This window comes from Pseudomonas sp. MRSN 12121 (assembly GCF_000931465.1).
In the GTDB taxonomy this organism is placed as follows: Bacteria; Pseudomonadota; Gammaproteobacteria; order Pseudomonadales; family Pseudomonadaceae; genus Aquipseudomonas.
In genome coordinates, this window is record NZ_CP010892.1 from 4,454,808 (window position 1) to 4,479,133 (window position 24,326).

The 24,326-nt window shown below is 63.5% G+C and carries 21 protein-coding genes; 9 read left to right on the forward strand and 12 right to left on the reverse strand.

Translation table 11 applies throughout. The features are described from left to right. Position 1 precedes the first annotated feature (1 nt). The 6 genes from nuoK (at position 2) to TO66_RS20285 (ending at position 6,099) form a co-directional block, all read left to right on the forward strand. Complete coding sequence (gene nuoK / locus TO66_RS20260) at positions 2-310, forward strand: NADH-quinone oxidoreductase subunit NuoK (protein WP_044463936.1); 309 nt, start codon at positions 2-4, stop codon at positions 308-310. Next, positions 307-2,160 (forward strand): NADH-quinone oxidoreductase subunit L, encoded by a 1,854-nt coding sequence (gene nuoL / locus TO66_RS20265; protein ID WP_044463937.1) that lies wholly within the window; start codon positions 307-309, stop codon positions 2,158-2,160. Before nuoK ends, nuoL begins: the two co-directional genes overlap by 4 nt. 39 nt (positions 2,161-2,199) lie before the next feature. Continuing rightward, positions 2,200-3,732 carry an NADH-quinone oxidoreductase subunit M gene (nuoM, locus tag TO66_RS20270; protein WP_044463938.1) on the forward strand — a complete coding sequence of 511 codons (1,533 nt, stop codon included), beginning with the start codon at positions 2,200-2,202 and terminating at the stop codon, positions 3,730-3,732. A 7-nt stretch (positions 3,733-3,739) separates the two neighbouring features. Then, positions 3,740-5,203 carry an NADH-quinone oxidoreductase subunit NuoN gene (gene nuoN, locus TO66_RS20275; protein WP_044463939.1) on the forward strand — a complete coding sequence of 488 codons (1,464 nt, stop codon included), beginning with the start codon at positions 3,740-3,742 and terminating at the stop codon, positions 5,201-5,203. A 241-nt stretch (positions 5,204-5,444) separates the two neighbouring features. Further along, positions 5,445-5,795, forward strand: coding sequence for a hypothetical protein (locus tag TO66_RS20280; protein ID WP_044463940.1), 351 nt, complete (start codon positions 5,445-5,447; stop codon positions 5,793-5,795). Then, complete coding sequence (locus TO66_RS20285; RefSeq protein ID WP_044463941.1) at positions 5,785-6,099, forward strand: DNA-binding transcriptional regulator; 315 nt, start codon at positions 5,785-5,787, stop codon at positions 6,097-6,099. The genes TO66_RS20280 and TO66_RS20285 overlap by 11 nt, the downstream gene beginning before the upstream one ends. Positions 6,100-6,237: 138 nt before the next feature. Here TO66_RS20285 and TO66_RS20290 read toward each other — a convergent pair whose 3' ends face one another. From TO66_RS20290 to TO66_RS20315, 6 genes are read right to left on the reverse strand one after another with little or no spacing between them, the layout of a single operon-like run. Further along, the gene (locus TO66_RS20290) at positions 6,238-7,980 is read right to left on the reverse strand and encodes an ABC transporter substrate-binding protein (protein WP_044463942.1); all 1,743 of its coding nucleotides are present in this window, start codon (positions 7,978-7,980) and stop codon (positions 6,238-6,240) included. 50 nt (positions 7,981-8,030) lie between these two features. After that, positions 8,031-8,303 (reverse strand): DUF2160 domain-containing protein, encoded by a 273-nt coding sequence (locus TO66_RS20295; protein WP_044463943.1) that lies wholly within the window; start codon positions 8,301-8,303, stop codon positions 8,031-8,033. A gap of 10 nt (positions 8,304-8,313) precedes the next feature. Further along, entirely contained in the window at positions 8,314-9,114 is an 801-nt protein-coding gene (locus TO66_RS20300; protein WP_044463944.1) for a carbohydrate ABC transporter permease, read from the reverse strand. A 10-nt stretch (positions 9,115-9,124) separates the two neighbouring features. After that, positions 9,125-9,991: a carbohydrate ABC transporter permease gene (locus tag TO66_RS20305; protein WP_009049796.1), complete on the reverse strand. Its 867-nt coding sequence runs from the start codon at positions 9,989-9,991 to the stop codon at positions 9,125-9,127. Further along, complete coding sequence (locus tag TO66_RS20310) at positions 9,988-11,103, reverse strand: ABC transporter ATP-binding protein (protein WP_044463945.1); 1,116 nt, start codon at positions 11,101-11,103, stop codon at positions 9,988-9,990. Before TO66_RS20310 ends, TO66_RS20305 begins: the two co-directional genes overlap by 4 nt. Next, on the reverse strand, positions 11,103-12,197 hold the full coding sequence (locus TO66_RS20315) for an ABC transporter ATP-binding protein (RefSeq protein ID WP_044463946.1): 1,095 nt from the start codon (positions 12,195-12,197) through the stop codon (positions 11,103-11,105). The genes TO66_RS20310 and TO66_RS20315 overlap by 1 nt, the downstream gene beginning before the upstream one ends. Before the next feature lie 439 nt (positions 12,198-12,636). On the opposite strand from TO66_RS20315, the gene TO66_RS20320 reads away from it, so the two are divergent. After that, positions 12,637-14,487: a sigma-54-dependent Fis family transcriptional regulator gene (locus TO66_RS20320; protein WP_044463947.1), complete on the forward strand. Its 1,851-nt coding sequence runs from the start codon at positions 12,637-12,639 to the stop codon at positions 14,485-14,487. Between the two features lie 163 nt (positions 14,488-14,650). Here the strand turns inward: TO66_RS20320 and cysS are convergent, their stop codons facing one another. Next, the gene (cysS, locus tag TO66_RS20325) at positions 14,651-16,033 is read right to left on the reverse strand and encodes a cysteine--tRNA ligase (RefSeq protein WP_044463948.1); all 1,383 of its coding nucleotides are present in this window, start codon (positions 16,031-16,033) and stop codon (positions 14,651-14,653) included. Positions 16,034-16,051: 18 nt separating this feature from the next. After that, the gene (locus tag TO66_RS20330) at positions 16,052-17,749 is read right to left on the reverse strand and encodes a glutamine--tRNA ligase/YqeY domain fusion protein (protein ID WP_044463949.1); all 1,698 of its coding nucleotides are present in this window, start codon (positions 17,747-17,749) and stop codon (positions 16,052-16,054) included. 268 nt (positions 17,750-18,017) lie between these two features. Between TO66_RS20330 and TO66_RS20335 the strand changes: the two genes are divergently transcribed. Both TO66_RS20335 and lpxH read left to right on the forward strand, forming a co-directional pair. After that, positions 18,018-18,521, forward strand: coding sequence for a peptidylprolyl isomerase (locus TO66_RS20335; protein WP_044463950.1), 504 nt, complete (start codon positions 18,018-18,020; stop codon positions 18,519-18,521). Then, positions 18,518-19,264 carry a UDP-2,3-diacylglucosamine diphosphatase gene (lpxH, locus tag TO66_RS20340; protein ID WP_044463951.1) on the forward strand — a complete coding sequence of 249 codons (747 nt, stop codon included), beginning with the start codon at positions 18,518-18,520 and terminating at the stop codon, positions 19,262-19,264. The genes TO66_RS20335 and lpxH overlap by 4 nt, the downstream gene beginning before the upstream one ends. A gap of 107 nt (positions 19,265-19,371) precedes the next feature. Here lpxH and TO66_RS20345 read toward each other — a convergent pair whose 3' ends face one another. The 4 genes from TO66_RS20345 to TO66_RS20360 all read right to left on the reverse strand — a co-directional run bounded on the left by TO66_RS20345 (position 19,372) and on the right by TO66_RS20360 (position 24,128). Continuing rightward, on the reverse strand, positions 19,372-20,901 hold the full coding sequence (locus tag TO66_RS20345) for a DHA2 family efflux MFS transporter permease subunit (RefSeq protein ID WP_044463952.1): 1,530 nt from the start codon (positions 20,899-20,901) through the stop codon (positions 19,372-19,374). 65 nt (positions 20,902-20,966) lie between these two features. Continuing rightward, complete coding sequence (locus TO66_RS20350; RefSeq protein ID WP_044463953.1) at positions 20,967-22,169, reverse strand: efflux RND transporter periplasmic adaptor subunit; 1,203 nt, start codon at positions 22,167-22,169, stop codon at positions 20,967-20,969. Between the two features lie 15 nt (positions 22,170-22,184). Further along, on the reverse strand, positions 22,185-23,654 hold the full coding sequence (locus TO66_RS20355; RefSeq protein ID WP_044463954.1) for an efflux transporter outer membrane subunit: 1,470 nt from the start codon (positions 23,652-23,654) through the stop codon (positions 22,185-22,187). Continuing rightward, on the reverse strand, positions 23,655-24,128 hold the full coding sequence (locus TO66_RS20360; RefSeq protein ID WP_044463955.1) for a MarR family winged helix-turn-helix transcriptional regulator: 474 nt from the start codon (positions 24,126-24,128) through the stop codon (positions 23,655-23,657). Between the last annotated feature and the right edge of the window lie 198 nt (positions 24,129-24,326).

A 24,326-nucleotide genomic window follows, 5' to 3' on the forward strand; every position in this document is an offset into this window, starting at 1 on the left:
TATGCCTGCTATCCCCCTGGAACATGGCCTGGCTGTCGCCGGCATCCTGTTCTGCCTCGGTCTGGTCGGCCTGATGGTCCGCCGCAACATTCTCTTCGTATTGATGAGCCTGGAAGTGATGATGAACGCCTCGGCACTGGCGTTCATCGTCGCAGGCGCCCGCTGGGCGCAGCCGGATGGACAAGTCATGTTCATCCTGGTGATCAGCCTCGCAGCCGCCGAGGCCAGTATCGGCCTGGCGATCCTGCTGCAGCTGTATCGCCGCTTCCACACTCTCGATATCGACGCTGCCAGCGAGATGCGCGGATGAACCTTCTCTATCTGACTTTCGTGTTCCCCCTGATCGGTTTCCTGCTGTTGTCGTTCTCCCGTGGACGCTTCTCGGAAAACCTCTCTGCCCTGATCGGCGTCGGCTCCATCGGCTTGTCGGCGATTGTCGCGGCCTATGTGATCTGGCAATTCAACGTCGCCCCGCCCGAGGGTGGCCATGTCACCCAGGTGCTGTGGCAATGGATCGCCGTGGGCGACTTCAAGCCGACCTTCGCCCTGTACCTGGACGGCCTGTCCGTGACCATGCTCGGCGTGGTGGTGGGCGTGGGCTTCCTGATCCACCTGTTCGCGTCCTGGTACATGCGGGGTGAAGACGGCTACTCGCGCTTCTTCTCCTACACCAACCTGTTCATCGCCAGCATGCTGTTCCTGGTCCTGGGCGACGACCTGCTGTTCCTGTACTTCGGCTGGGAAGGCGTGGGCCTGTGCTCGTACCTGCTGATCGGTTTCTACTACAGCAACCGCAACAACGGTAACGCGGCACTCAAGGCGTTCATCGTGACCCGGATCGGCGACGTGTTCATGGCCATCGGCCTGTTCATCCTGTTCCAGCAGCTGGGCACCCTGAACATCCAGCAACTGCTGGTCCTGGCACCGCAGAAGTTCCAGGCTGGCGACTTCTGGATCACCCTGGCGACCCTGATGCTGCTCGGTGGCGCGGTCGGTAAATCCGCCCAGCTGCCGTTGCAGACCTGGCTGGCGGACGCGATGGCCGGCCCTACCCCGGTTTCGGCACTGATCCACGCCGCGACCATGGTGACCGCCGGTGTCTACCTGATCGCCCGTACCCACGGCCTGTTCACCCTGGCGCCGGACATCCTGCACCTGGTGGGCGTGGTCGGTGGCGTGACCCTGGTGCTGGCCGGCTTCGCCGCGCTGGTGCAGACCGATATCAAGCGTATCCTCGCCTACTCGACCATGAGCCAGATCGGCTACATGTTCCTGGCCCTGGGCGTTGGCGCCTGGGACGGCGCGATCTTCCACCTGATGACCCACGCCTTCTTCAAGGCCCTGCTGTTCCTTGCCTCCGGTGCGGTGATCGTCGCCTGCCACCACGAGCAGAACATCTTCAAGATGGGCGGCCTGTGGAAGAAGCTGCCGCTGGCCTACGCCAGCTTCATCGTCGGCGGCGCGGCCCTGGCGGCCCTGCCCCTGGTCACCGCCGGCTTCTACTCCAAGGACGAGATCCTCTGGGAAGCCTTTGCCAGCGGTAACGAAGGTCTGCTGTATGCCGGTCTGGTGGGGGCCTTCATGACCTCGCTGTACACCTTCCGCCTGATCTTCATCACCTTCCACGGCGAAGCGAAGACCGAAGCCCATGCCGGCCATGGCATCAGCCACTGGCTGCCGCTGTCGGTGCTGATCATCCTGTCGACCGCCATCGGCGCGATGATCACCCCGCCGCTGCACGGCGTGCTGCCGCAAAGCGTCGGCCATGCCGGCGGCGAAGCCAAGCACAGCCTGGAAATCGCCTCGGGCGCCATCGCCATCGCCGGTATCCTGCTGGCCGCGCTGCTGTTCCTCGGCAAGCGCCGCTTCGTCAGCGCCGTCGCCAACAGCGGTATCGGCCGCGTCCTCTCGGCCTGGTGGTTCGCTGCCTGGGGCTTCGACTGGATCTACGACAAACTGTTCGTCAAGCCATATCTGGCGATCAGCCATGTACTGCGCAAAGACCCGCTCGACCAGACCATCGGTCTGATCCCGCGCCTGGCCAAAGGGGGCCACAACTCCCTGAGCCGTACGGAAACCGGTCAACTGCGTTGGTACGCCGCCTCGATGGCTGCGGGTGCCGTGCTGGTTATCGGCGCCGTCGTGCTGGTAGCGGTCTGATATGAACCTTGCGAACTTGCGAAAGGAATTGAGCCCGTCATGATTCTGCCTTGGCTAATCCTGATCCCCTTCATCGGCGGCCTGCTGTGCTGGATGGGTGAGCGCTTCGGCGCCACCCTCCCCCGCTGGATTGCGCTGTTGACCATGTCCCTGGAACTCGCTCTCGGCCTCTGGCTGTGGGCCCATGGTGACTATTCATTCGCTCCGGCCCCCGGTGCCGATCCGACCTGGACCCTAGAGTTCAAGCACGTCTGGATCCAGCGCTTCGGCATCAACGTGCACCTGGCCCTCGATGGCCTGTCGCTGCTGATGATCCTGCTGACCGGCCTGCTGGGCGTGCTTTCGGTCCTCTGCTCGTGGAAAGAGATCCAGCGTCACGTGGGCTTCTTCCACCTGAACCTGATGTGGATCCTGGGCGGCGTCGTCGGCGTGTTCCTCGCCCTCGACCTGTTCATGTTCTTCTTCTTCTGGGAAATGATGCTGGTGCCGATGTACTTCCTCATCGCGCTCTGGGGTCACAGCTCCTCGGACGGCAAGAAGACCCGGATCTACGCAGCGACCAAGTTCTTCATCTTCACCCAGGCTTCCGGCCTGATCATGCTGGTGGCGATCCTCGGCCTGGTACTGGTCAACTTCAACAACACCGGCGTGATTACCTTCAACTACGCCGATCTGTTGAAGACCAAGATGTCGACCGCCACCGAATACGTGCTGATGCTGGGTTTCTTCATCGCGTTCGCGGTGAAGCTGCCGGTGGTGCCGTTCCACTCCTGGCTGCCTGACGCTCACGCCCAGGCACCGACCGCAGGCTCCGTGGACCTGGCGGGTATCCTGCTGAAGACTGCGGCCTACGGCCTGCTGCGCTTCGCCCTGCCGCTGTTCCCGAACGCCTCGGCCGAGTTCGCGCCGATCGCCATGACCCTGGGCCTGATCGGGATTTTCTACGGTGCCTTCCTGGCCTTCGCCCAGACCGACATCAAGCGCCTGATCGCCTTCTCCAGCGTTTCGCACATGGGCTTCGTGCTGATCGGTATCTACTCCGGCAGCCAGCAGGCCCTGCAAGGCGCGGTGATCCAGATGCTGGCCCACGGCCTGTCGGCGGCGGCGCTGTTTATCCTCAGCGGCCAGCTGTACGAACGCACCCACACCCGCGACATGCGTGAAATGGGCGGCCTGTGGTCGAAGATCGCCTACCTGCCGGCGATCAGCCTGTTCTTCGCCGCCGCATCCCTGGGCCTGCCGGGAACCGGCAACTTCGTCGGCGAGTTCCTGATCCTGATCGGTACCTTCGCCAGCGCTCCGTGGATCACCGCGATCGCCACCTCCGGCCTGGTATTCGGTTCGGTCTACTCGCTGATCATGATCCACCGTGCCTACTTCGGTCCGGCCAAGTCGGACGCGGTACTGCACGGCATGGATGCTCGCGAACTGATCATGGTGCTCGGCCTGGCAGCGCTGCTGGTGTACCTCGGCGTCTACCCGCAACCGTTCCTCGATACCTCTGCCGCTACGATGCATGGCGTGCAGCAATGGCTCGGCACCGCCTTCACTCAACTCGCTTCGGCCCGGTAAGAGCGCTATGGACTTTACGATTCAACACTTTATCGCGCTTGCGCCGCTGTTGATCACCAGCCTCACCATCGTTGTGGTGATGCTGGCGATCGCCTGGCGTCGCAACCATGCGCAAACCTTCCTGCTGTCGGTCGCCGGCCTGAACCTGGCATTGCTGTCGATCCTGCCGGCCTTGAAAGTCGCCCCCCTGGCGGTGACTCCACTGTTGCAGATCGACCAGTTCGCCTGCCTGTACATGGCGCTGATCCTGGTGGCCACCCTGGCCTGCGTCACCCTCGCCCATGCCTACCTGGGCGACGGCGGCACCGGCTACCCGGGCAACCGCGAAGAGCTGTACCTGCTGATCCTGATGGCCGCCGCCGGCGGCCTGGTGCTGGTCAGCGCGCAACACCTGGCCGGCTTGTTCATCGGCCTGGAGCTGCTCTCGGTACCGGTCTACGGCCTGGTGGCGTATGCCTTCTTCAACAAGCGCTCGCTGGAAGCCGGCATCAAGTACATGGTGCTGTCGGCCGCCGGCTCCGCGTTCCTGCTGTTCGGCATGGCCCTGCTCTACGCCGAAGCCGGCAGCCTGAGCTTCAACGGCATCGGCCAGGCCCTGGCCGCGACCGGCCTGCCTAGCCCGCTGGCCCAACTGGGCCTGGGCATGATGCTGATCGGCCTGGCCTTCAAGCTGTCGCTGGTGCCGTTCCACCTGTGGACCCCGGACGTCTACGAAGGCGCCCCGGCGCCGGTGGCGGCCTTCCTGGCCACCGCGAGCAAGGTGGCGGTGTTCGCGGTGATGGTGCGCCTGTTCCAGATCTCGCCAGTGGCCAGCAGCGGTGTCCTGAACACCGTGCTGACCGTGATCGCGATCGCCTCGATCCTGTTCGGTAACCTGCTGGCGCTGACCCAGAGCAACCTCAAGCGTCTGCTGGGTTACTCGTCCATCGCGCACTTCGGTTACCTGCTGATCGCCCTGGTGGCGAGCAAGGGCCTGGCGATGGAAGCCATCGGCGTCTACCTGGTCACCTACGTGATCACCAGCCTCGGCGCCTTCGGCGTGATCACCCTGATGTCCTCGCCTTACAAGGGCCGCGACGCGGACGCCCTGTACGAGTACCGCGGCCTGTTCTGGCGCCGTCCGTACCTGACCGCCGTACTGACCGTGATGATGCTGTCCCTGGCCGGTATTCCGCTGACCGCGGGCTTCATCGGCAAGTTCTACATCATCGCCACCGGTGTCGAAGCGCATCAGTGGTGGCTGGTCGGTTCCCTGGTCCTGGGCAGCGCCATCGGCGTGTTCTACTACCTGCGCGTGATGGTCACCCTGTACCTGATCGAGCCGAACCTGCGCCGCGTCGACGCCCAGCTGCACTGGGAACAGAAGGCGGGTGGCGTGATGCTGCTGGCCATCGCGGTCCTGGCGTTCTTCCTGGGCGTCTACCCACAACCGCTGCTGACCCTGGTCCAGCAATCCGGTCTGGCGGGCTGATCGCTCAAGCACCTTCCGCGGTAAAACAAACGGCGCCTTCGGGCGCCGTTTTGTTTGCCCGGGAAAAACCCATGCCCTCCCCTTCCACGTGAAAGGAATTGCCTTTCCCACGTTCAAGAAATGCCCTACGTCCGTCCCTGTGCCCGCCATCTAAGGTCATTAAAAGGCGACCAACGACCGGTTCGACGCCTTGATCTTTCAGTCAATCCCCCAGAATATATACGTAGGTAACGTACAGAGCATGGACGCCCTTTTTATCGAACTGCCCCCGTTCCAGCGCCATCGCCAGGGCCTCCTGGACGATGAGCTGTTTCACAGCCTGCAGCTGGAGTTGCTGAAGAACCCGCAGGCCGGCGACCTCATCGAAGGCACCGGCGGCTTGCGCAAGCTGCGCTTTGTCGATGAACGCCGGCACAAGGGCAAGCGCAGCGGGATCAGGGTGATTTATTACTGCTGGTGCGCGGGCGCTCAGTTCTGGCTCTTTACCCTTTACGCGAAGAACCAGCAGGACGACCTGGCACCGCACCAGAAGAAACTGCTCAAGCACCTGCTGAACCAGGAAATCGAGGCGAGGACCCAACATGAAACGTGACATCTTTTCCGAACTGGTCGAAGGTTTCGACGCCCTGGCCAAGGAGCGCGAGGGCAAAATCACACTGCGCACCCACAAGGTGAAGCTGAACGCCTTGCTGCCGATCACCGCCGAAGAAGTGCTGGCGGTGCGCGAACAACTGAACCTGTCCCGCTCGGTGTTTGCCATGTACCTGCGCACCAACACCCGGACCCTGGAAAACTGGGAACAAGGGCGCGCAAAACCCAACGCTCAGGCCACGACCCTGATCCGCCTGGTACAGCGCTTTCCCGATACTGTGGAGCGGCTGGCGACACTTGCCTGAAGGTCTGCGCCGGCCAGAAGATCGTTTTCGCGGGCAAGCCTCGCTCCTACAGGTCACCGGCGCTACATGCTCCTCCACCACTACGGCGAAAACACAACGGCACCCGAAGGTGCCGTTGTGCATGACAGATCTACCCCCTTACTTGCGCGCCGCCTCCCACGACTTGAGCAGTTCGTTGTAGCTCACGGTTTCGCCCTGGGGCTTCTCGTTGGCCAGTTTCGGCTTCGGCGCGCCCGGCTGGTCGAACCAGTATTGCGCGTCACGCTCGGGGTTCATTTTCGGCGCACAAGTGGCCTGGGCCTTGGAGCGTTCGAGCCGCGTCATGATCGCGTCCTGATCCTTGGCCAGGCCATCGAGTGCCTGTTGCGGGGTCTTCTCGCCGCTGGCGGCTTCGGCGATATGGCTCCACCACAGCTGCGCCAGGCGCGGATAGTCCGGCACGTTGGTGCCGGTCGGCGTCCACTGCACACGGGCCGGGCTACGATAGAACTCCACCAGCCCGCCGAGTTTCGGCGCCAGGTCGGTCATCGCCTGGGAGTTGATGTCCGACTCGCGGATCGGCGTCAAACCGACGATGGTCTTCTTCAGCGACACGGTCTTGGAGGTCACGAACTGGGCATAGAGCCAGGCCGCGAGTTTCTGCTTCTCCGGGGTCGACTTCATGAAGGTCCAGGAACCCACGTCCTGATACCCCAGCTTCATGCCCTCCTCCCAGTACGGTCCGCGCGGCGACGGTGCCATGCGCCATTTCGGCGTGCCATCGGCGTTCATCACCGCCAGGCCCGGCTTGGTCATGTCGGCGGTGAAGGCGGTGTACCAGAAGATCTGCTGGGCGATATTGCCCTGGGACGGCACCGGCCCGGATTCGGAGAAAGTCATGCCCGCCGCTTCCGGTGGCGCATACTTCTTCATCCAATCCACGTACTTGGTGGTGGCGAACACCGCCGCCGGGCCGTTGGTATCGCCACCACGGGTCACGCTGGAACCTACCGGATGGCAATCCTCGACACGGATGCCCCACTCGTCCACGGGCAGGCCATTGGGCAAGCCCTTGTCGCCGCCGCCGGCCATGGAGAACCAGGCGTCGGTGAAGCGCCAGCCCAGGGACGGGTCTTTCTTGCCGTAGTCCATGTGCCCGTAGACCCGCTTGCCGTCGATCTCCTTGACGTCCTCGCTGAAGAACTTGGCGATGTCCTCATAGGCCGACCAGTTCACCGGCACGCCCAGCTCGTAGCCGTACTTTTCCTTGAACTTGGCTTTCAGGTCGGCGCGCTCGAACCAGTCGGCGCGGAACCAGTACAAGTTGGCGAACTGCTGGTCGGGCAACTGGTAGATCTTGCCGTCCGGCGCGGTGGTGAAGGAGATGCCGATGAAGTCCTTGATGTCCAGGGTCGGCGAGGTGAAGTCCTTGCCCTCGTTGGCCATCAGGTCGGTAATGGCTTCGGTCTTGCCGTAGCGGAAATGCGTGCCGATCAGGTCGGAGTCGTTGACCCAGCCGTCGTAGATGTTCTTGTCCGACTGCATCTGGGTCTGCAGCTTCTCCACCACGTCGCCTTCCTGCAGCAGGTCGTGGGTCAGCTGGATCCCGGTGATTTCACTGAAGGCCTTGGCCAGCACCTTGGACTCGTATTCATGGGTGGCGATGGTTTCCGAGACCACGTTGATCTTCATCCCGCGAAACGGCTCGGACGCCTTGATGAACCACTTCAACTCTTCCAGCTGTTGTGCCGCGGTCAGGGTGGATGGCTTGAACTCGCTGCCGATCCATTTCTTCGCGGCATCCTCGTAGGCATCGGCCCAGGCCGTCGCGCTCAAGCCGCTCAGGGCCAGCATGGCCGCCAATGACACGCTATGTCGCAGCTTATTGTTTTTGTCGAACATAGAGACCTCCCGGTTGAATTTCGAAGCAGGACCACCGCGCACGCGCCCGACTAGCCCCAACGCATCACAGCCAACAGCCACACCAGGGACAGCGCGAACGCCACCCAGATGCTCCAGTCGGTGACGCCGATTACCAGCAGATGCAGGTAGGCGCTGCCGAGAAGACCGATAAACAGTCGATCGCCACGGGTGGTGGCAATCGGCAGGAAACCACGCCGAGGGATGCTCGGCGAACGCAACTCCCAACTGGTCATGCCCAGCAGGATCGCGGCAATCACGCCAAAGAACGCCGCCGTCGGGGCGGTCCAGTTCATCCATTCCATCAGCGCTTCCTCATACCCGGCCCAGGGCAAAGCCCTTGGCCACATGGTTGCGGACAAACCAGATCACCAGCATGCCCGGCAGAATGGTCAGCACCCCGGCCGCCGCCAGCACGCCCCAGTCGATACCGGAGGCGGAGACGGTGCGGGTCATCACCGCGGCGATCGGCTTGGCGTTCACCGAGGTCAGGGTCCGCGCCAGCAGCAGCTCGACCCAGGAAAACATGAAGCAGAAAAATGCCGTGACGCCGATCCCCGAGCCGATCAGCGGGACGAAGATCTTCACGAAGAACCGGGGAAAGCTGTAGCCGTCGATGTAGGCCGTCTCGTCGATTTCCTTCGGCACCCCGGACATGAAGCCCTCGAGGATCCACACCGCCAGCGGCACGTTGAACAGGCAATGGGCCAGGGCCACGGCAATGTGCGTATCGAACAGGCCAATGGACGAATACAACTGGAAGAACGGCAACAGGAACACCGCCGGCGGCGCCATGCGGTTGGTCAACAGCCAGAAGAACAGGTGCTTGTCGCCGAGGAAGCGGTACCGCGAGAACGCATAGGCCGCCGGCAACGCCACGCTCAGGGAAATCACGGTGTTCAGGCTGACGTAGTACAGCGAGTTGAGGTAACCGGTGTACCAGCTGGGATCAGTGAAGATCACCTTGTAGTTGTGCCAGGTGAAGTCCTGTGGCCACAGGGTCAGGCTGCCGAGGATTTCGTTGTTGCTCTTGAACGACATGTTCAGCAGCCAGTAGATCGGCACCAGCAGGAACAGGATATAGAGCAGCAGCGGGATCAGCTTGCGCTTGGTCATGGCGGCACCCTCAGCGATTGGCGTCGGAGTGGGTCATGGCGGTGTAGAACAGCCAGGACACCAACAGGATGATCAGGAAATACACCAGGGAGAACGCCGCGGCCGGGCCCAGGTCGAACTGGCCGATGGCCATTTGCGTCAGGGTCTGGCTGAGGAAGGTCGTGGCGTTGCCCGGGCCGCCGCCGGTGAGCACGAACGGCTCGGTGTAGATCATGAAGCTGTCCATGAAGCGCAGCATTACCGCGATCAGCAGCACGCTCTTCATCTTCGGCAACTGGATATGGCGGAACACCGCCCAGTTCGACGCCCGGTCGATGCGCGCCGCCTGGTAATACACGTCGGGAATCGCCCGCAGCCCCGAATAGCAGAGCAGTGCCACCAGCGAGGTCCAGTGCCACACGTCCATCACCAGCACCGTGACCCAGGCATCCATGGTGTTGGCCGCATAGTTGTAGTTGATGCCCAGGGCATTCAGCGCCGACCCCATCAGGCCGATGTCGGCCCGGCCGAAGATCTGCCAGATGGTGCCCACCACGTTCCACGGGATCAGCAAGGGAATGGCCAGGATGATCAGCACCACCGACGACCAGCGGCCCTTGCTCGGCATGGTCAGGGCGATGGCTATGCCTAAGGGGATTTCGATCAGCAGCACGCAGGCCGAATAGATGAACTGGCGCAGCAGCGAATCGTGCAGCCGGGGGTCGAGCAGCACCTGGCGGTACCAGTCGGCGCCGACGAAGTAGCGGCTGGACTGGTCGAAGATGTCCTGCACCGAGTAGTTGACCACGGTCATCATCGGGATCACCGCACTGAAGGCCACCAGCAGGAACACCGGCAATACCAGCCACCAGGCCTTGTTATTCTGCACTTTGTTCATGGCTGAACCTCGTTGGTGGTGTGGGCCTCCAGCAGGTATTCGTCGGCGTAGACCATCAGCCACTGCGCCGGAAAACTGATCCAGGCACGCCCTTGCGGCACAGGTTTATCTTCGGCCAGGCGCACTTTCAAGGGGGCGCCGTCGAGGTCCAGGGTCATGATCTTGTAGGTGCCCAGGTCTTCGACATGCACCACCTCGGCCTGCAGGGCCTCCTCGTAGGGCTCGTCCCAGACGTGGATGAACTCGGGGCGGATACCGACTTTCAGGCTTCGGTAATCGCTCTCGGCAATGCGTTGTTGCAAGGCTTCGGGCAGCGCCAGATGCGTCCCCGCGAACCCGACGCCGCCGGCCTCGGCCCGGACCTCGATCAGGTTCATCCCCGGGCTGCCGATGAAGTAGCCGACAAAGGTGTGGCTCGGCCGCTCGAACAACTCCCGTGGCGTGCCGAACTGGACAATCTGTCCGCCGTACATCACCGCGATCTTGTCGGCGAAGGTCGAGGCCTCCAGTTGGTCGTGGGTGACATAGACCATGGTGATGTTGAACTGCTCATGGATCTGCTTGAGCTTGCGCCGCAGCTTCCACTTCAGGTGCGGGTCGATCACCGTCAGCGGCTCGTCGAAGAGGATCGCCGACACGTCGTCGCGCACCAGGCCGCGGCCCATGGAGACCTTCTGCTTTTCGTCGGCGCTGAGGTTGCGCGCCTTCTTGTCCAGCAGCGCCTGCAGGTCGAGGACCTCGGCGATCTCCTGCACCTTGCTGTGCACCCGGGCCTCGGCCATGCCCTGGTTGCGCAGCGGGAAGGCCAGGTTGTCGAACACGGTCATGGTGTCGTAGACCACCGGGAACTGGAACACCTGGGCGATGTTGCGCAGCGACGGGCTCAACTCGTTGACCACCCGGGTATCGAACAGCACCTGGCCCTGGGAGGGGCTGAGCAGCCCGGAAATGATGTTGAGCAAGGTCGACTTGCCGCAGCCGGACGGCCCGAGCAAGGCATAGGCGCCGCCCTGCTCCCAGACATGGTTCATTTCCCGGATCGCATAGTCCTCCGGGCCCGCCGGAGTGTTGGTGTAACTGTGTGCGAGGTTGTGCAAGCGGATCTCGGCCATCAGGCAACCCTCGCGACGCGTCGTCCCGGCGCCTGGACCAGGCGGCCCTGGGCATCGAAGACGAACAGTTTGTGGGTGGGGATATAAATGCGAATCGGCGCGTCGACGTCGTACTCGTGCACGCCGGGCAGGTGCAGCACCAGCAGGAAATGCTCGTTGCGCACGTGCAGGAAGGTTTCCGAACCGCTGATCTCGGCCACTTCGACGGTCACCGCCAGTTCCAGGTCGTCGTCGTTGCTCGGCACCAGGGAGATGTGACTGGGGCGCACGCCGAAGCGGAACTCGCCCTCGCCCACCGGGCGCAGGTCCACGTTCAGGGGAAAGTGCACGAAGTTGGCGAAGCTCACTTCGTTGCCGGCGATGCGCCCCGGCATCAGGTTGATCGGCGGCTCGGAGAACAGCTCGGCGGCCAGCACCGTCTGCGGCTGGTGATAGACCTCGGGGGTCTTGCCGCTCTGCACCAGGCGGCCCTCGTGCAACAGCGTGGTGGTGCCGCCCAGGGCCAGCGCCTCGTTGGGCTCGGTGGTGGCGTAGATGGCGATGGTATGGCGGGCCTGGAACAGCTCGCGCATTTCCTGGCGCAGCTCTTCGCGCAGCTTGTAGTCGAGGTTGACCAGCGGCTCGTCGAACAGGATCAGCTCGGCATCCTTGACCAGCGCCCGGGCCATCGCGGTGCGCTGCTGCTGGCCACCGGACAGCTCCAGTGGATGGCGTTGCAGGAACTTCTCGATCCGCAGCATCTTCGCCGTCTCCAGCACCTTGCTCTGGATCAGCTCGGCAGCCACGCCGGCCTGGCGCAGCGGCGAGGCGATGTTCTCGAACACGGTCATGGTCGGGTAGTTGATGAACTGCTGATAAACCATCGACACATTGCGCAACCGCACCGGGCGGCCGGTGACATCCACGCCGTTCATCAGGATGCGCCCGCTGGCAGGCTTGTCGAGGCCGGCGATCAGGCGCATCAGGCTGGTCTTGCCGGACAGCGTGCGCCCCAGCAGCACATTGAAGGAACCGGGTTCAAAGCGTAGCGAGATGTCATCGATCCAGCTCTGGCCTTCGACGACACGGCTGACATGCTCCAGCGTTAATGACATGGCTCGGCCTTTTTATTATTGGAGTCAAGCGACCCGGGCAGCAGAGCGACTTTCGTGCCAGGAACCGCGGCCTGCGGCCAAGCTGCTGATAAGGCTGGGGTTTATATGCAGACCGGAAATCCGCCATTGCGCGACTGAACAGAAATGAACAATCGGCACTGAACAACTGAACACTTAGGCGGTTGACAATGAACAATCGTGAACAACACTGGATGGACGTTTTCGCCGCCAGGGTTGCTTTATGCAGCCGCTGGCAGGCTGCGATGGGCGGCACAGCCGTAAACCGGCCGACGCGTTTTTCCCGATCGATCGCGCAGGCAGGTGTTGCGGCAACTGCGTTGCCGATCGCAGCCTCGCACGCTTGGCAGCGGCTACATGGGCGCCACCGTCTGATGTAGCTCCATAACAACAATAAAAGCGTTTGCAGAGACCTACCGCCATGAGCGCACCTGCCTCACCGCTGTCTCACGAAACCATCGTCCAGGACTCCTGGAGCCGCTGCCGGGCCTTCGGCCTCAACCACCAGAGCGCGCCCGCCTTCGACCAGTTGCCCGCCGAGCGCATCGCCCAGTTGCTGGAGAGCCAGCACGCCCTGGTGCAGACCACTCATCAGGAGGTGCTGCCCTATTACGAGAACATCCTCAGCAACTCCAATTGCCTGATCATGCTCGCCGACAACCAGGGCCAGGTACTGACGTCCTGGGGCACCCAGCGCTTCATCGAACCCGGCCTGGCCCGCGGTTTCAGCGCCGGCGCCAGCTGGCTGGAACACTGCAGCGGGACCAACGCCATCGGCACGGCCCTGGCGTGCGAGCAGGCGGTGCATATCGAACACGACGAACACTTTCTCAAGGCCAACCGCTTCATGACCGGCTCGGCGGCGCCGATCTTCGATACCGAACGCCGGGTGATCGCGGTGCTGGACGTTTCCAGCGACAGCTACCTGCCGCCGTCCCATACTCTGGGCATGGTCAAGATGATGAGCCAGACGGTGGAAAACCGGCTGATCCTCAACCTCTTCGAAGGCCGGCATTTCCAGCTGACCTTCAACACCGGGCTGAACAACCTCGACAGCCAGTGGGCCGGCCTGCTGATCTTCGACGAAAGCGGCCAGGTGCTGTCGGCCAACCGCCGCGCCGACAACCTGCTGGGCCTCAGCCTGTCGCGGGTGGCCATCGACAGCCTGTTCCAAGTGTCCCTGCTGGAGCTGCTCAACCAGCCCGAGGGCCTGCCCTTCGCCCTGCAGGCCGCCGGACGCAACCGTTTCCACTGTCTGCTCAAGCGACCGCGGCAGGTGCCGGTCCAGGCCCGGATTTTCACTGCGCCCCCTGCCCGGCCCGCCCCTGCCAACCACGACCGTATCAGCCTCGATACCCTGCACTTCGGCGACGGCCGCGTGGAAAAGGCCGTGCGCCAGGCCGAGCGACTGCTGGAGAAGGACATTCCGCTGCTGATCCACGGCGAGACCGGGGTCGGCAAGGAAGTCTTCGTCAAGGCGCTGCACCAGGCCAGCTCGCGCAGCAAGCAGGCGCTGATCGCCGTCAACTGTGCGGCGATCCCCGCCGAACTGGTGGAGTCCGAACTGTTCGGCTACGAAAAAGGCGCCTTCACCGGGGCCAGCCAGAAAGGCAGCATCGGCCTGATCCGCAAAGCCGACAAAGGTACGCTGTTCCTCGACGAAATCGGTGACATGCCCCTGCCGACCCAGGCCCGCCTGCTGCGGGTGTTGCAGGAACGCTGCGTGCAACCGGTGGGCAGCAGCGAACTGTTCCCGGTGGACATCCGCATCATCTCGGCCACCAACCGCTCCCTGCGCGAACAGGTGCAACTGGGGCGTTTCCGCGAGGATTTGTACTACCGCATCGGCGGCCTGACCCTGGAACTGCCGCCCCTGCGCGAACGCAGCGACCGGCCGGCTCTGTTCCAGCGCATCTGGGAACAACACCGCGAACCCGGCCAATGGGCCGGGCTCAGCCGCGAAGTCCAGGACCTCTTCGAGCGCCACCCCTGGCCCGGCAACCTGCGCCAGGTCAGCAGCGTGATGCAGGTGGCCCTGGCCATGGCCGAAGACCAGCCGATTCGCGCCGAGCACCTGCCGGACGACTTCTTCGTCGACCTGGAAATAGAGCCCGCCAACCGCCACGCCGCGCCCGAAAACATCGCCCCGGAAGACACCCAGGACCTGCAACATGAACTCAAGGCGGTGGGCGGCAACATCTCCCTGTTGGCGCGGCGGCTGGGGGTCAGTCGCAATACCCTCTATAAAAGATTGCGCCAACAGGAAGGCTGACCACTGCGCAGCCGGTCGCGAGCAGGTTCGCTTCTGAAAAAGCGCGCGATAGCCAGTCGCCCACGACTGCTCGCGATAAAGCCTTCCTTTCATCAAAGACCGCAAATGCCAGCCAAACAAAAACCCGCACAAGGCGGGTTTTCGTTTGTAGCCACTACACCGGTCAGTCGGCCAGGCGCCAGGTGGTGCCGCCCTTGCCGTCTTCCAGCACCACGCCCATGGCGGTGATCTGGTCGCGGATGCGGTCGGACTCGGCCCAGTCCTTGTTGGCACGGGCCGCCAGGCGCGCCTGGATCAGCGCTTCGACCTGCGCCGCGTCGACCCGGCCTACGGCACCGGCTTGCAGGAAGTCGTCGGCTTCCAGCTGCAACACGCCCAGTACGTCGGCCAGCTCCCGCAGGCGCGCCGCCAGGCCAGCCGCGGCGTCGAGATCGCTCTCGCGCAGGCGGTTGATCTCGCGGACCATCTCGAACAGCACGGCGCAGGCTTCCGGCGTGCCGAAGTCGTCGTTCATCACCTCGGTGAAACGCTCGACAAAGGCTTCGCCACCGGCGGCCGGGACGTTCGGCAGGCCCTTGAGCGCGTGGTAGAAACGCTCCAGCGCGCCCTTGGCGTCCTTGAGGTTGTCTTCCGAGTAGTTGATCGCGCTGCGGTAGTGGCTCGACACCAGCAGGTAACGCACCACTTCCGGATGGTACTTGTCGAGCACGTCGCGAATGGTGAAGAAGTTGTTCAAGGACTTGGACATCTTCTCGCCATTGATGCGGATCATGCCGCAATGCATCCAGGCATTGGCGTAGGTCTTGCCGGTGGCCGCCTCGCTCTGGGCGATCTCGTTTTCATGATGCGGGAACTCGAGGTCGCTGCCGCCGCCGTGGATGTCGAAGGTCTCGCCCAAGCAGCAGGTGGACATCACCGAACATTCGATGTGCCAGCCCGGACGCCCGGCGCCCCATGGCGACTCCCAGCTCGGCTCGCCCGGCTTGGCGGCTTTCCACAGCACGAAGTCCAGCGGGTCCTGTTTCGACTCGTCGACTTCGATGCGCGCACCGATGCGCAGGTCTTCGATCTTCTTGCGCGACAGCTTGCCGTAGCCCATGAACTTGCCGACGCGGTAGTACACGTCGCCGTTGCCCGGGGCGTAGGCGTAGCCCTTGTCGATCAGGGTCTGGATCATCGCGTGCATGCCGGCGATATGGTCGGTGGCACGCGGCTCCATGTCCGGCTTCTTGATGTTCAGGCGCGCTTCGTCTTCATGCATCGCGGCGATCATGCGCTCGGTCAACGCCTCGAACGACTCGCCGTTCTCGTTGGCCCGGTTGATGATCTTGTCGTCGATGTCGGTGATGTTGCGCACATAGGTCAGGTCGTAACCGCTGAAACGCAGCCAGCGGGTCACCAGGTCGAAGGCGACCATGCTGCGACCGTGGCCCAGGTGGCAGTAGTCGTACACGGTCATGCCGCACACGTACATGCGCACCTTGTTGCCATCCAGCGGCTTGAAGACTTCTTTGCTCTTGGTGAGCGTGTTGTAGATCGTAAGCACGTTAATTCCTTGACTGAATCACTGACCCCAGGAGTCGCGCAGGGTCACGGTACGGTTGAATACCGGTGCGCCCGGTTTCGAGTCCTTGAGATCCGCGCAGAAGTAGCCTTCGCGCTCGAACTGGAAACGGTCTTCCGGCTGTGCGTTGCCCAGCGAGGGTTCGGCACGACAACCCGTAAGGACCTGCAGGGAGTCAGGGTTGATGTTGTCGAGGAAACTGGCGCCGTCTTCGGCTTTCTCCGGGTTCGGCGAACGGAACAGGCGATCGTACAGGCGCACCTCGCACTCGACGCTGGCAGCGGCCGGCACCCAGTGGATCACGCCCTTGACCTTGCGCCCTTCCGGGTTCTTGCCCAGGGTGTCCGGATCGTAGGAGCAACGCAGTTCGACGATGTTGCCATCGGCGTCCTTGATCGCCTCGTCGGCGCGGATCACGTAGCTGCCCCGCAGGCGCACTTCGCCGGCCGGTTCCAGGCGCTTGTAGCCCTTGGGCGGCTCTTCCATGAAATCGTCGCGGTCGATGTAGATCTCACGGGCGAACGGCAGGACCCGCACGCCCATGTCTTCTTTCGGATGGCGCGGCAGCTCGAGGTTCTCGACCTGGCCTTCCGGATAGTTGGTGATCACCACCTTCAGCGGACGCAGCACGCACATGGCGCGCGGGGCGCTCTGGTCGAGGTCGTCGCGGATGCTGAATTCCAGCATGCCGAAGTCCACCACGCCGTCGGAACGGTTGGTGCCGATCATTTCGCAGAAGTTGCGGATGGATTTCGGTGTGTAGCCGCGACGACGGAAGCCGGACAGGGTCGACATGCGCGGGTCGTCCCAGCCGTTGACGTGCTGCTCGTCCACAAGCTGCTTGAGCTTGCGCTTGCTGGTGATGGTGTAGTTCAGGTTCAGACGGCTGAACTCGTACTGGCGCGGCTTGCAGGGCACCGACAGGTTGTCCAGGAACCACTCGTACAGCGGACGGTGGCTTTCGAACTCCAGGGTGCAGATCGAGTGGGTAATGCCCTCGATGGCGTCCGACTGGCCGTGGGTGAAATCGTAGATCGGGTAGATGCACCACTTGTCGCCGGTCTGGTGGTGGTGGGCATGACGGATGCGATAGAGGATCGGGTCGCGCAGGTTCATGTTCGGCGAGGCCATGTCGATCTTGGCGCGCAGCACACGTTCGCCGTCCTTGAACTCGCCGGCCTTCATGCGGGCGAACCAGTCCAGGTTCTCCTCCACGGAGCGATCGCGGAACGGGCTGTTCTTACCCGGCTCGGTGAGGGTGCCGCGATATTCCCGGGCCTGCTCGGGAGTCAGGTCGTCGACATAGGCCTTGCCCGCCTTGATCAGTTCCACGGCCCAGTCGTGCAGCTGGTCGAAATACTGCGAGGCATAGCGCACTTCACCGGCCCATTCGAAGCCCAGCCACTTCACGTCGCGCTCGATGGCGTCGATGTACTCCTGGTCTTCCTTGGCCGGGTTCGTGTCGTCGAAACGCAGGTGAGTGACGCCGCCGAACTCCTGGGCCAGGCCGAAGTTCACGCAGATCGACTTGGCGTGACCGATGTGCAGGTAACCGTTGGGCTCCGGTGGAAAGCGGGTCACGATCTGTGTGTGCTTACCCGAGTCCAGGTCCGCCTGGATGATCGGGCGCAGGAAGTTGACCGGCACGGCCGGTCCGGTCTTGGAATTCGAGGTAGGGTCGACAGTGGGCTTGCTCATAGGATCCTTGAACGTACAAGTGCGCGGCCGGTGCGGCCTGATAAATCAAAACGGACATCATAGCCGATGCAGTCAAGCCCCTGACAGAGCAGGCTTTAAATCTGCCGCGATTAATCCGTCGCAAATGAAAAAACAGCCTCGAATTTCACGCCCGGCACGCTAAACTGCGCACCTTGGCGGATTTTTGCCAGAGCGGCTCCGCGGCGGCATGCCGGCCCGGAACCCGGGAATTCCTTGAAAACGCTCCTCCCTATAAAGAGTACCGATCATGACCCAAGTCAAACTGACCACCAACTTCGGCGACATCGTGCTGGAACTGAACGCCGAGAAAGCCCCGGTTACCGTGGCCAACTTCGTCGAATACGTTAAGGCCGGTCATTACGAAAACACCGTATTCCACCGCGTCATCGGTAACTTCATGATCCAGGGCGGCGGTTTCGAGCCAGGCATGAAAGAGAAGAAAGACAAGCGTCCAAGCATCCAGAACGAAGCCGACAACGGTCTTTCCAACGACAAGTACACCATCGCCATGGCCCGCACCATGGAGCCGCATTCGGCCTCCGCGCAGTTCTTCATCAACGTCACCGACAACAGCTTTCTCAACCACAGCGGCAAGACCGTCCAGGGCTGGGGCTACGCGGTATTCGGCAAAGTGATCGCCGGCACCGAAGTGGTCGACAAGATCAAAGGCGTGGCCACCACCATGAAGGCCGGCCACCAGGACGTACCGGCAGACGACGTGATCATCGAGAAAGCCGAGATCATTGAGTGATACTGCTGATTTCAGATCTGCATCTGGAAGAGGAGCGCCCGGACATTACCCGGGCGTTTCTGGATTTACTGGGCGGGCGTGCCCGCTCGGCGCAAGCGCTGTACATCCTGGGAGATTTCTTCGAGGTCTGGATCGGCGACGACGCCATGACCCCCTACCAGCTTTCCATTTGCCAGGCACTGCGCGAGCTCAGCGACAGCGGCACGCAGGTTTTCCTGATGCATGGCAATCGCGACTTCATGCTCGGCAAGGCCTTCTGCAAGGCTGCCGGCGCCACCCTGCTGGCGGACCCGAGCGTGGTCGACTTCTACGGCGAGCCGGTGCTGCTGATGCATGGCGACAGCCTGTGCACCCGCGACGAAGCCTATATGCGCATGCGCCGTTACCTGCGCAACCCGGTTTCGCTGTGGATCCTCAGGCACCTGCCGCTGCGCACCCGGCACAAGCTGGCGCGCAAGCTGCGCAACGAAAGCCGCGCGCAGACCCGCATGAAAGCCAATGACATTGTCGACGTGACCCCGGAAGAAGTGCCGCGGATCATGCAGCAGTTCAAGGTGCGGACCCTGGTCCATGGCCACACGCATCGCCCCGCCATCCACAAGTTGCAGATTGGCGACCTGGCCGCCAAGCGCATTGTGCTGGGCGACTGGGATCGCCAGGGCTGGGCGCTGCAGGTGGATGAGCAAGGCATGCAACTGGGGGCCTTCGAACTGATGCCGCCGCTGGCACTGCCCCGTTCATGAAAGCGAACGCTGCGCGTTCTATCGCGAGCAAGCTCACTCCTACCAGGCCGCCTATCCTCCTGTAGGAGCGAGCTTGCTCGCGATCCCTCCTCAAGCCCCACGCACTATCAATGCCCCGCCGACGCCGGCCCCGCCTTGGCGGTGAACGGCGGCTTGGCCAGCCACACCAGCAGGATCAGCCCCATGAAGCTCCAGCCCAGCAGTGTGAAGTAGTCCACCGTGGACATCATGTACGCCTGGCCGGTCAGTACCTGGTCCAGCTGCGCGTAGGCCTGGCTGCCGGCACCGCCGAGGGCGCCCAGGGCGTCGCGGGTGGCCGGCTCGAAGCTGCTGATGTGTTCGCTCATGTAGGCGTGATGTTCGTTCGCCCGGCGGATCCAGATCCAGGTGGTCAGCGAGGCGGCGAAGCTGCCGCCCAGGGTCCGCAGGAAGGTCGCGAGGCCCGCGCCGTCGGCGATCTGGTGCGGCGGCAGGTCCGACATCAGGATGCTCAGGGTCGGCATGAAGAACAGCGCCACGCCAATCCCCATGAACAGCTGCACCAGGGCGATGTGCTGGAAATCCACCTCGTTGGTAAAGCCGGCGCGCATGAAGCAGCTCAGGCCGATGGCCAGGAAGGCCAGCCCGGCCAGCAGCCGCAGGTCGAACTTGTGCGCGTACTTGCCGACGAAAGGCGACATCAGCACCGGCAGGATGCCGATCGGCGCCACCGCCAGGCCGGCCCAGGTCGCGGTATAGCCCATCTGGGTCTGCAACCACTGCGGCAAGATCAGGTTGATGCCGAAGAACCCGGCATAACCGCCCACCAACACGATGGTGCCGATGCGGAAGTTGCGATGGGCGAACAGCCGCAGGTTGACGACCGGATGGCGGTCGGTCATTTCCCAGATCACGAACACCGCCAGGGCGATCACCGAGATCAGCGTGCCGATGACGATGAAGTTGGACTCGAACCAGTCCAGGTCGTTGCCCTTGTCGAGCACGATCTGCAGGGCGCCGACGCCGACGATCAGGCTCAGCAGGCCGATGTAGTCCATCGGCTGGCGGCTGGTCACCACCGGCCGCGCCTTGAGCTGCTGCCTGACCACCCAGGCGGCGAACAGGCCGATCGGTACGTTGATGAAGAAGATCCACGGCCAGCTGTAGCTGTCCGTGATCCAGCCGCCGAGGATCGGCCCGGCAATCGGCGCCACCACCGTGACCATCGCCAGCAGCGCCAGGGCCATGCCGCGCTTCGCCGGCGGATAGACGGCAATCAGCAGGGTCTGGGTCATCGGGTACAACGGCCCGGCCACCACCCCCTGCAACACGCGAAAGCCCACCAGTTCGGGCATGGAAGTGGAAATCCCGCAGAGGAACGAGGCCAGCACGAACAGCAGCGTGGCCCAGATAAACAGCTTCACTTCGCCGAAGCGCCGGCTCAGCCAGCCGGTCAGCGGCAAGGCGATGGCGTTGCTCACGGCAAACGAGGTGATGACCCAGGTGCCCTGTTCCGAACTCACCCCGAGGTTGCCGGAAATGGTCGGCAAGGCCACGTTGGCGATGGTGGTATCGAGCACCTGCATGAAGGTCGCCAGCGACAGGCCGATGGTGCTGAGCAACAGGCTGGGCGGCGTGAAAGAGGCGTTATTGCTCATCGCGAATCCTATGAAGCGAGGCAGGCGCCGGGGCCGCTAGCGGCCCCGGCAGGGGGATCGGCGAATCAGCGCTGCGCGGTCTTGCCGGTGACGGCGCTGTTGTCGTGGATCAGCCGGCTGATCAGGGCGTCGGCCTCGCCCAACTGGCGCTCGTAGACGTTGGTGCTGAACGAGGCCTGCTGGGGCGGTTGCTGGGCCAGCACCGGACCGCTCTGGTCGCGCAGATTGACGTTGACCACGGTCGACAGGCCGACCCGCAGCGGGTGCTTGGCCAGCTCTTCGGCGTTGACGTGGATGCGCACCGGCACCCGCTGCACGATCTTGATCCAGTTGCCGGTGGCGTTCTGCGCCGGCAGCAGGGCGAAGGCGCTGCCGGTCCCGGCCCCCAGGCTGTCGACGGTGCCGCTGTACTTGACGTCGCTGCCGTAGATGTCGGCCTCGATGTCCACCGGCTGGCCGATGCGCATGTCGCGCAGCTGGGTTTCCTTGAAATTGGCATCGATCCACAACTGGTCCAGGGGAATCACCGCCATCAACGCAGTGCCCGGCTGTACCCGCTGGCCCAGCTGCACGGTGCGCTTGGCGACATAGCCGGTCACCGGGGCGATCAGGGTGCTGCGGGCGTTGGTCAGGTAGGCCTGGCGCAGTTGCGCGGCGGCGGCCTGCACGTCCGGATGGCTGGACACCACGGTGTCGTCCACCAGCGCGTTGGTGGTGTTGAGCTGCTGCTGGGCATTGGCCAGGGCGTTCTGCGCCGAGGTCAGGTCGTCGCGCGCATGGGACAGTTCTTCCTGGGAGATCGCCCCGCTGCTGGCGAGGGTCTTGCGCCGGCTGAAGTTGTCCTGGGCTTTCTGTACCTCGGCCTTCTGCGCCGCCACCTGGGCGCGCATGCCGTCGACATTGCTATACAGCCCGCGCACCTGGCGCACGGTCCGGGCCAGGTTGGCCTCGGCGCTTTGCAGGCCGACCTCGGCATCGTTGGGGTCGAAGTTGATCAGCACCTGGCCTTCGTGGACCAGGTCGCCATCGTCGGCGCCGATGCTCACCACCGTGCCGGTCACCAGCGGCGTGATCTCCACCACGTTGCCGTTCACATAGGCATCGTCGGTGCTTTCGTTCCAGCGGCCATACAGCTGGTACCAGGCAAAGACGCCCAGCCCGCCCAGCACGACCAGCGCCGCCAGGCCCAGCAGCATGACCTTGCGCTTGCGCGGATTGGCGGTGTCCGGGGTGTTTTCAGGTGCGTTGTTGGTTTCGGCAGTGGCCATGATGAGTACCTTGGATTATTGATTGCGCGAGGCTGGGGTCGGAGTGGCCGCGGCCAGGTTGTCGACCTGGAAACCACCGCCCAGGGCTTGCATGAGTTGGATCGACAGGTCGATCTGCTCGGCATTCAGGGTCGCCAGCTGACGCTGGGCCTGCAGCAGCTGTTGCTCGATGCTGAGCACGTCCAGGTAGTTGCCGATACCCGAACCGTAGCGCTGCACCACGGTGTCGTAGGAGTCCTGGGCAATGTCGGTGGCGTGTTGCTGGGCGGCGATCTGCCGACCGATGTCACGCAGCTGGGACAGGGTGTCGCTGACATCCCCCAGGGCATTCACCAGGCTCTTGTTGTATTGCGCCACGGCCAGGTCGTAGTCGGCGTCGCGGGCGTCCAGGTCGGCGCGCAGGCGGCCGCCGTCGAAGATCGGCAGCGACACGGTCGGGGCGATATTGAAGAAGCGGCTGGCCGAACCGAACATCGCATCCCCCAGCAAGGCCTGGGTGCCGGCAACGGCGCCCAGGTTGAGGTTGGGATAGAAATTGGTCTTGCCGGCATCGATGCTCTTGCTCGCTGCCTCGACCCGCCAGCGCGCCGCCACCAGGTCGGGACGGCGGCCGAGCAGTTCCGCCGGCAACACCGACGGCAGCGCCACGGCACTGGCTTGCAGGACTCTCGGCCGGGCGATTTCGTTGCCGCGGTCGGGACCCTTGCCGAGCAATACCGCCAGGGCGATCTTGGCGCTTTGCAGCCGTTTCTCGGCATCGATCAACGACGCTTCGGAGCTGGCTTCCAGGCTTTCGGTCTGCTGGTACTGGTACTGGCTGTCGATGCCCGAGCTCAGGCGCTTCTGGCTCAGTTCGAGCATCTGCCGGGTGCGCTTGAGGTCTTCGGCGGCCAGGTCATGGACGATATGCGCCTGGCCCAGGTCGCTGTAGGCCCGGGCCACATCGGCGGCCAGGGTCAGCTGGGCGGCCTGGCGATCGATCTCGGCGGCGCGGGCCTGGCCCAGCGCAGCTTCCCAGGTATCACGCTGGCCACCCCAGAGGTCGAAGGTGTAATTGAAGTTCATGCTCAGGCTGCGCAAGGTGCTGTAGGCCCCGCCCTGCCCACGCGGGTCCTGGTCACGGGCCAGGCGCGAGCGGCTGACGCTGCCGCTGGCATCCAGGGTCGGCATGCGCGCCGCGTCGGCGGCATAGGCCGCGGCGCTGGCCTGATGGGCCCGGGCGCTGGCGATCTGCATGTCCGGGCTGTCGTGCAGCGCTTCGCGGATCAGGCCGTCGAGTTGCGGGTCGCCGAGGCTTGTCCACCAGTCGCTCTTCGGCCAGGCCGCCGGCGACAGGGTCACGCCATTCAGGGATTGTCCGACCTTGAGGGATTTGGCATCGAGGCTCACCCCTTCGGTCTTCAGGCCGCTGTAATTGGCACAACCGGCCAGGCTCATGGCCAGCAGCACCAGGCTCAAACGGGTACGCAAGGTTTTACTGCTCATTTACTGGTCACCTACCCGCAGCACGGTGATCGGGTCACCGGCCGCCAGCAAAATTTTCTTGAGAATCCGTTCCAGGGTTTTCAGTTCTTCGGGGGTAATGGCGCCCGCCAGTTCGTTCATGGCGTCGGCGCCGATGTGCGGCAGGCAGTTGGCGAGCTTCTGGCCTTCTTCGGTGAGCACCAAGCGCACCTGGCGGCGGTCATGCTCGGAGCGCCGGCGAGCGAGGAAGTCCTTCTGCTCCAGGCGATCGAGCATGCGGGTCATCGAACCGCTGTCCAGGGACAGGTGGCGGCACAGCTCCGCCGGGGTATCGACGCCGAACTGGGCCATGATGATCAGCACCTTGAACTGCGCGGCGGTGATGCCGTGCGGCTCCATGTGGGTGTCGATAATCCGGTCCTTGAGCAGGGCCGCGCGGCCCAGCAGGAGCCCGAGGTGGCAATTGTGGAAATCGTCGGGGGAGAAGTGCTTCATCTGACCACCTGTTAGCTGCCTAGGCAGCGAAAGTATGTCGAGATGTTACTGCCTAGGCAGCCAATATCCAAGCAATAATTAGCATGCTTACTATCAAGCTGATTAATGGGACGGGCCTGAAGCCGAACAACACAGGGGAATGCCCGCGGGGGGCCGCAAACCGGCGGGCCCGCCCCTGGCTACAGGGGCTGGGCCGGC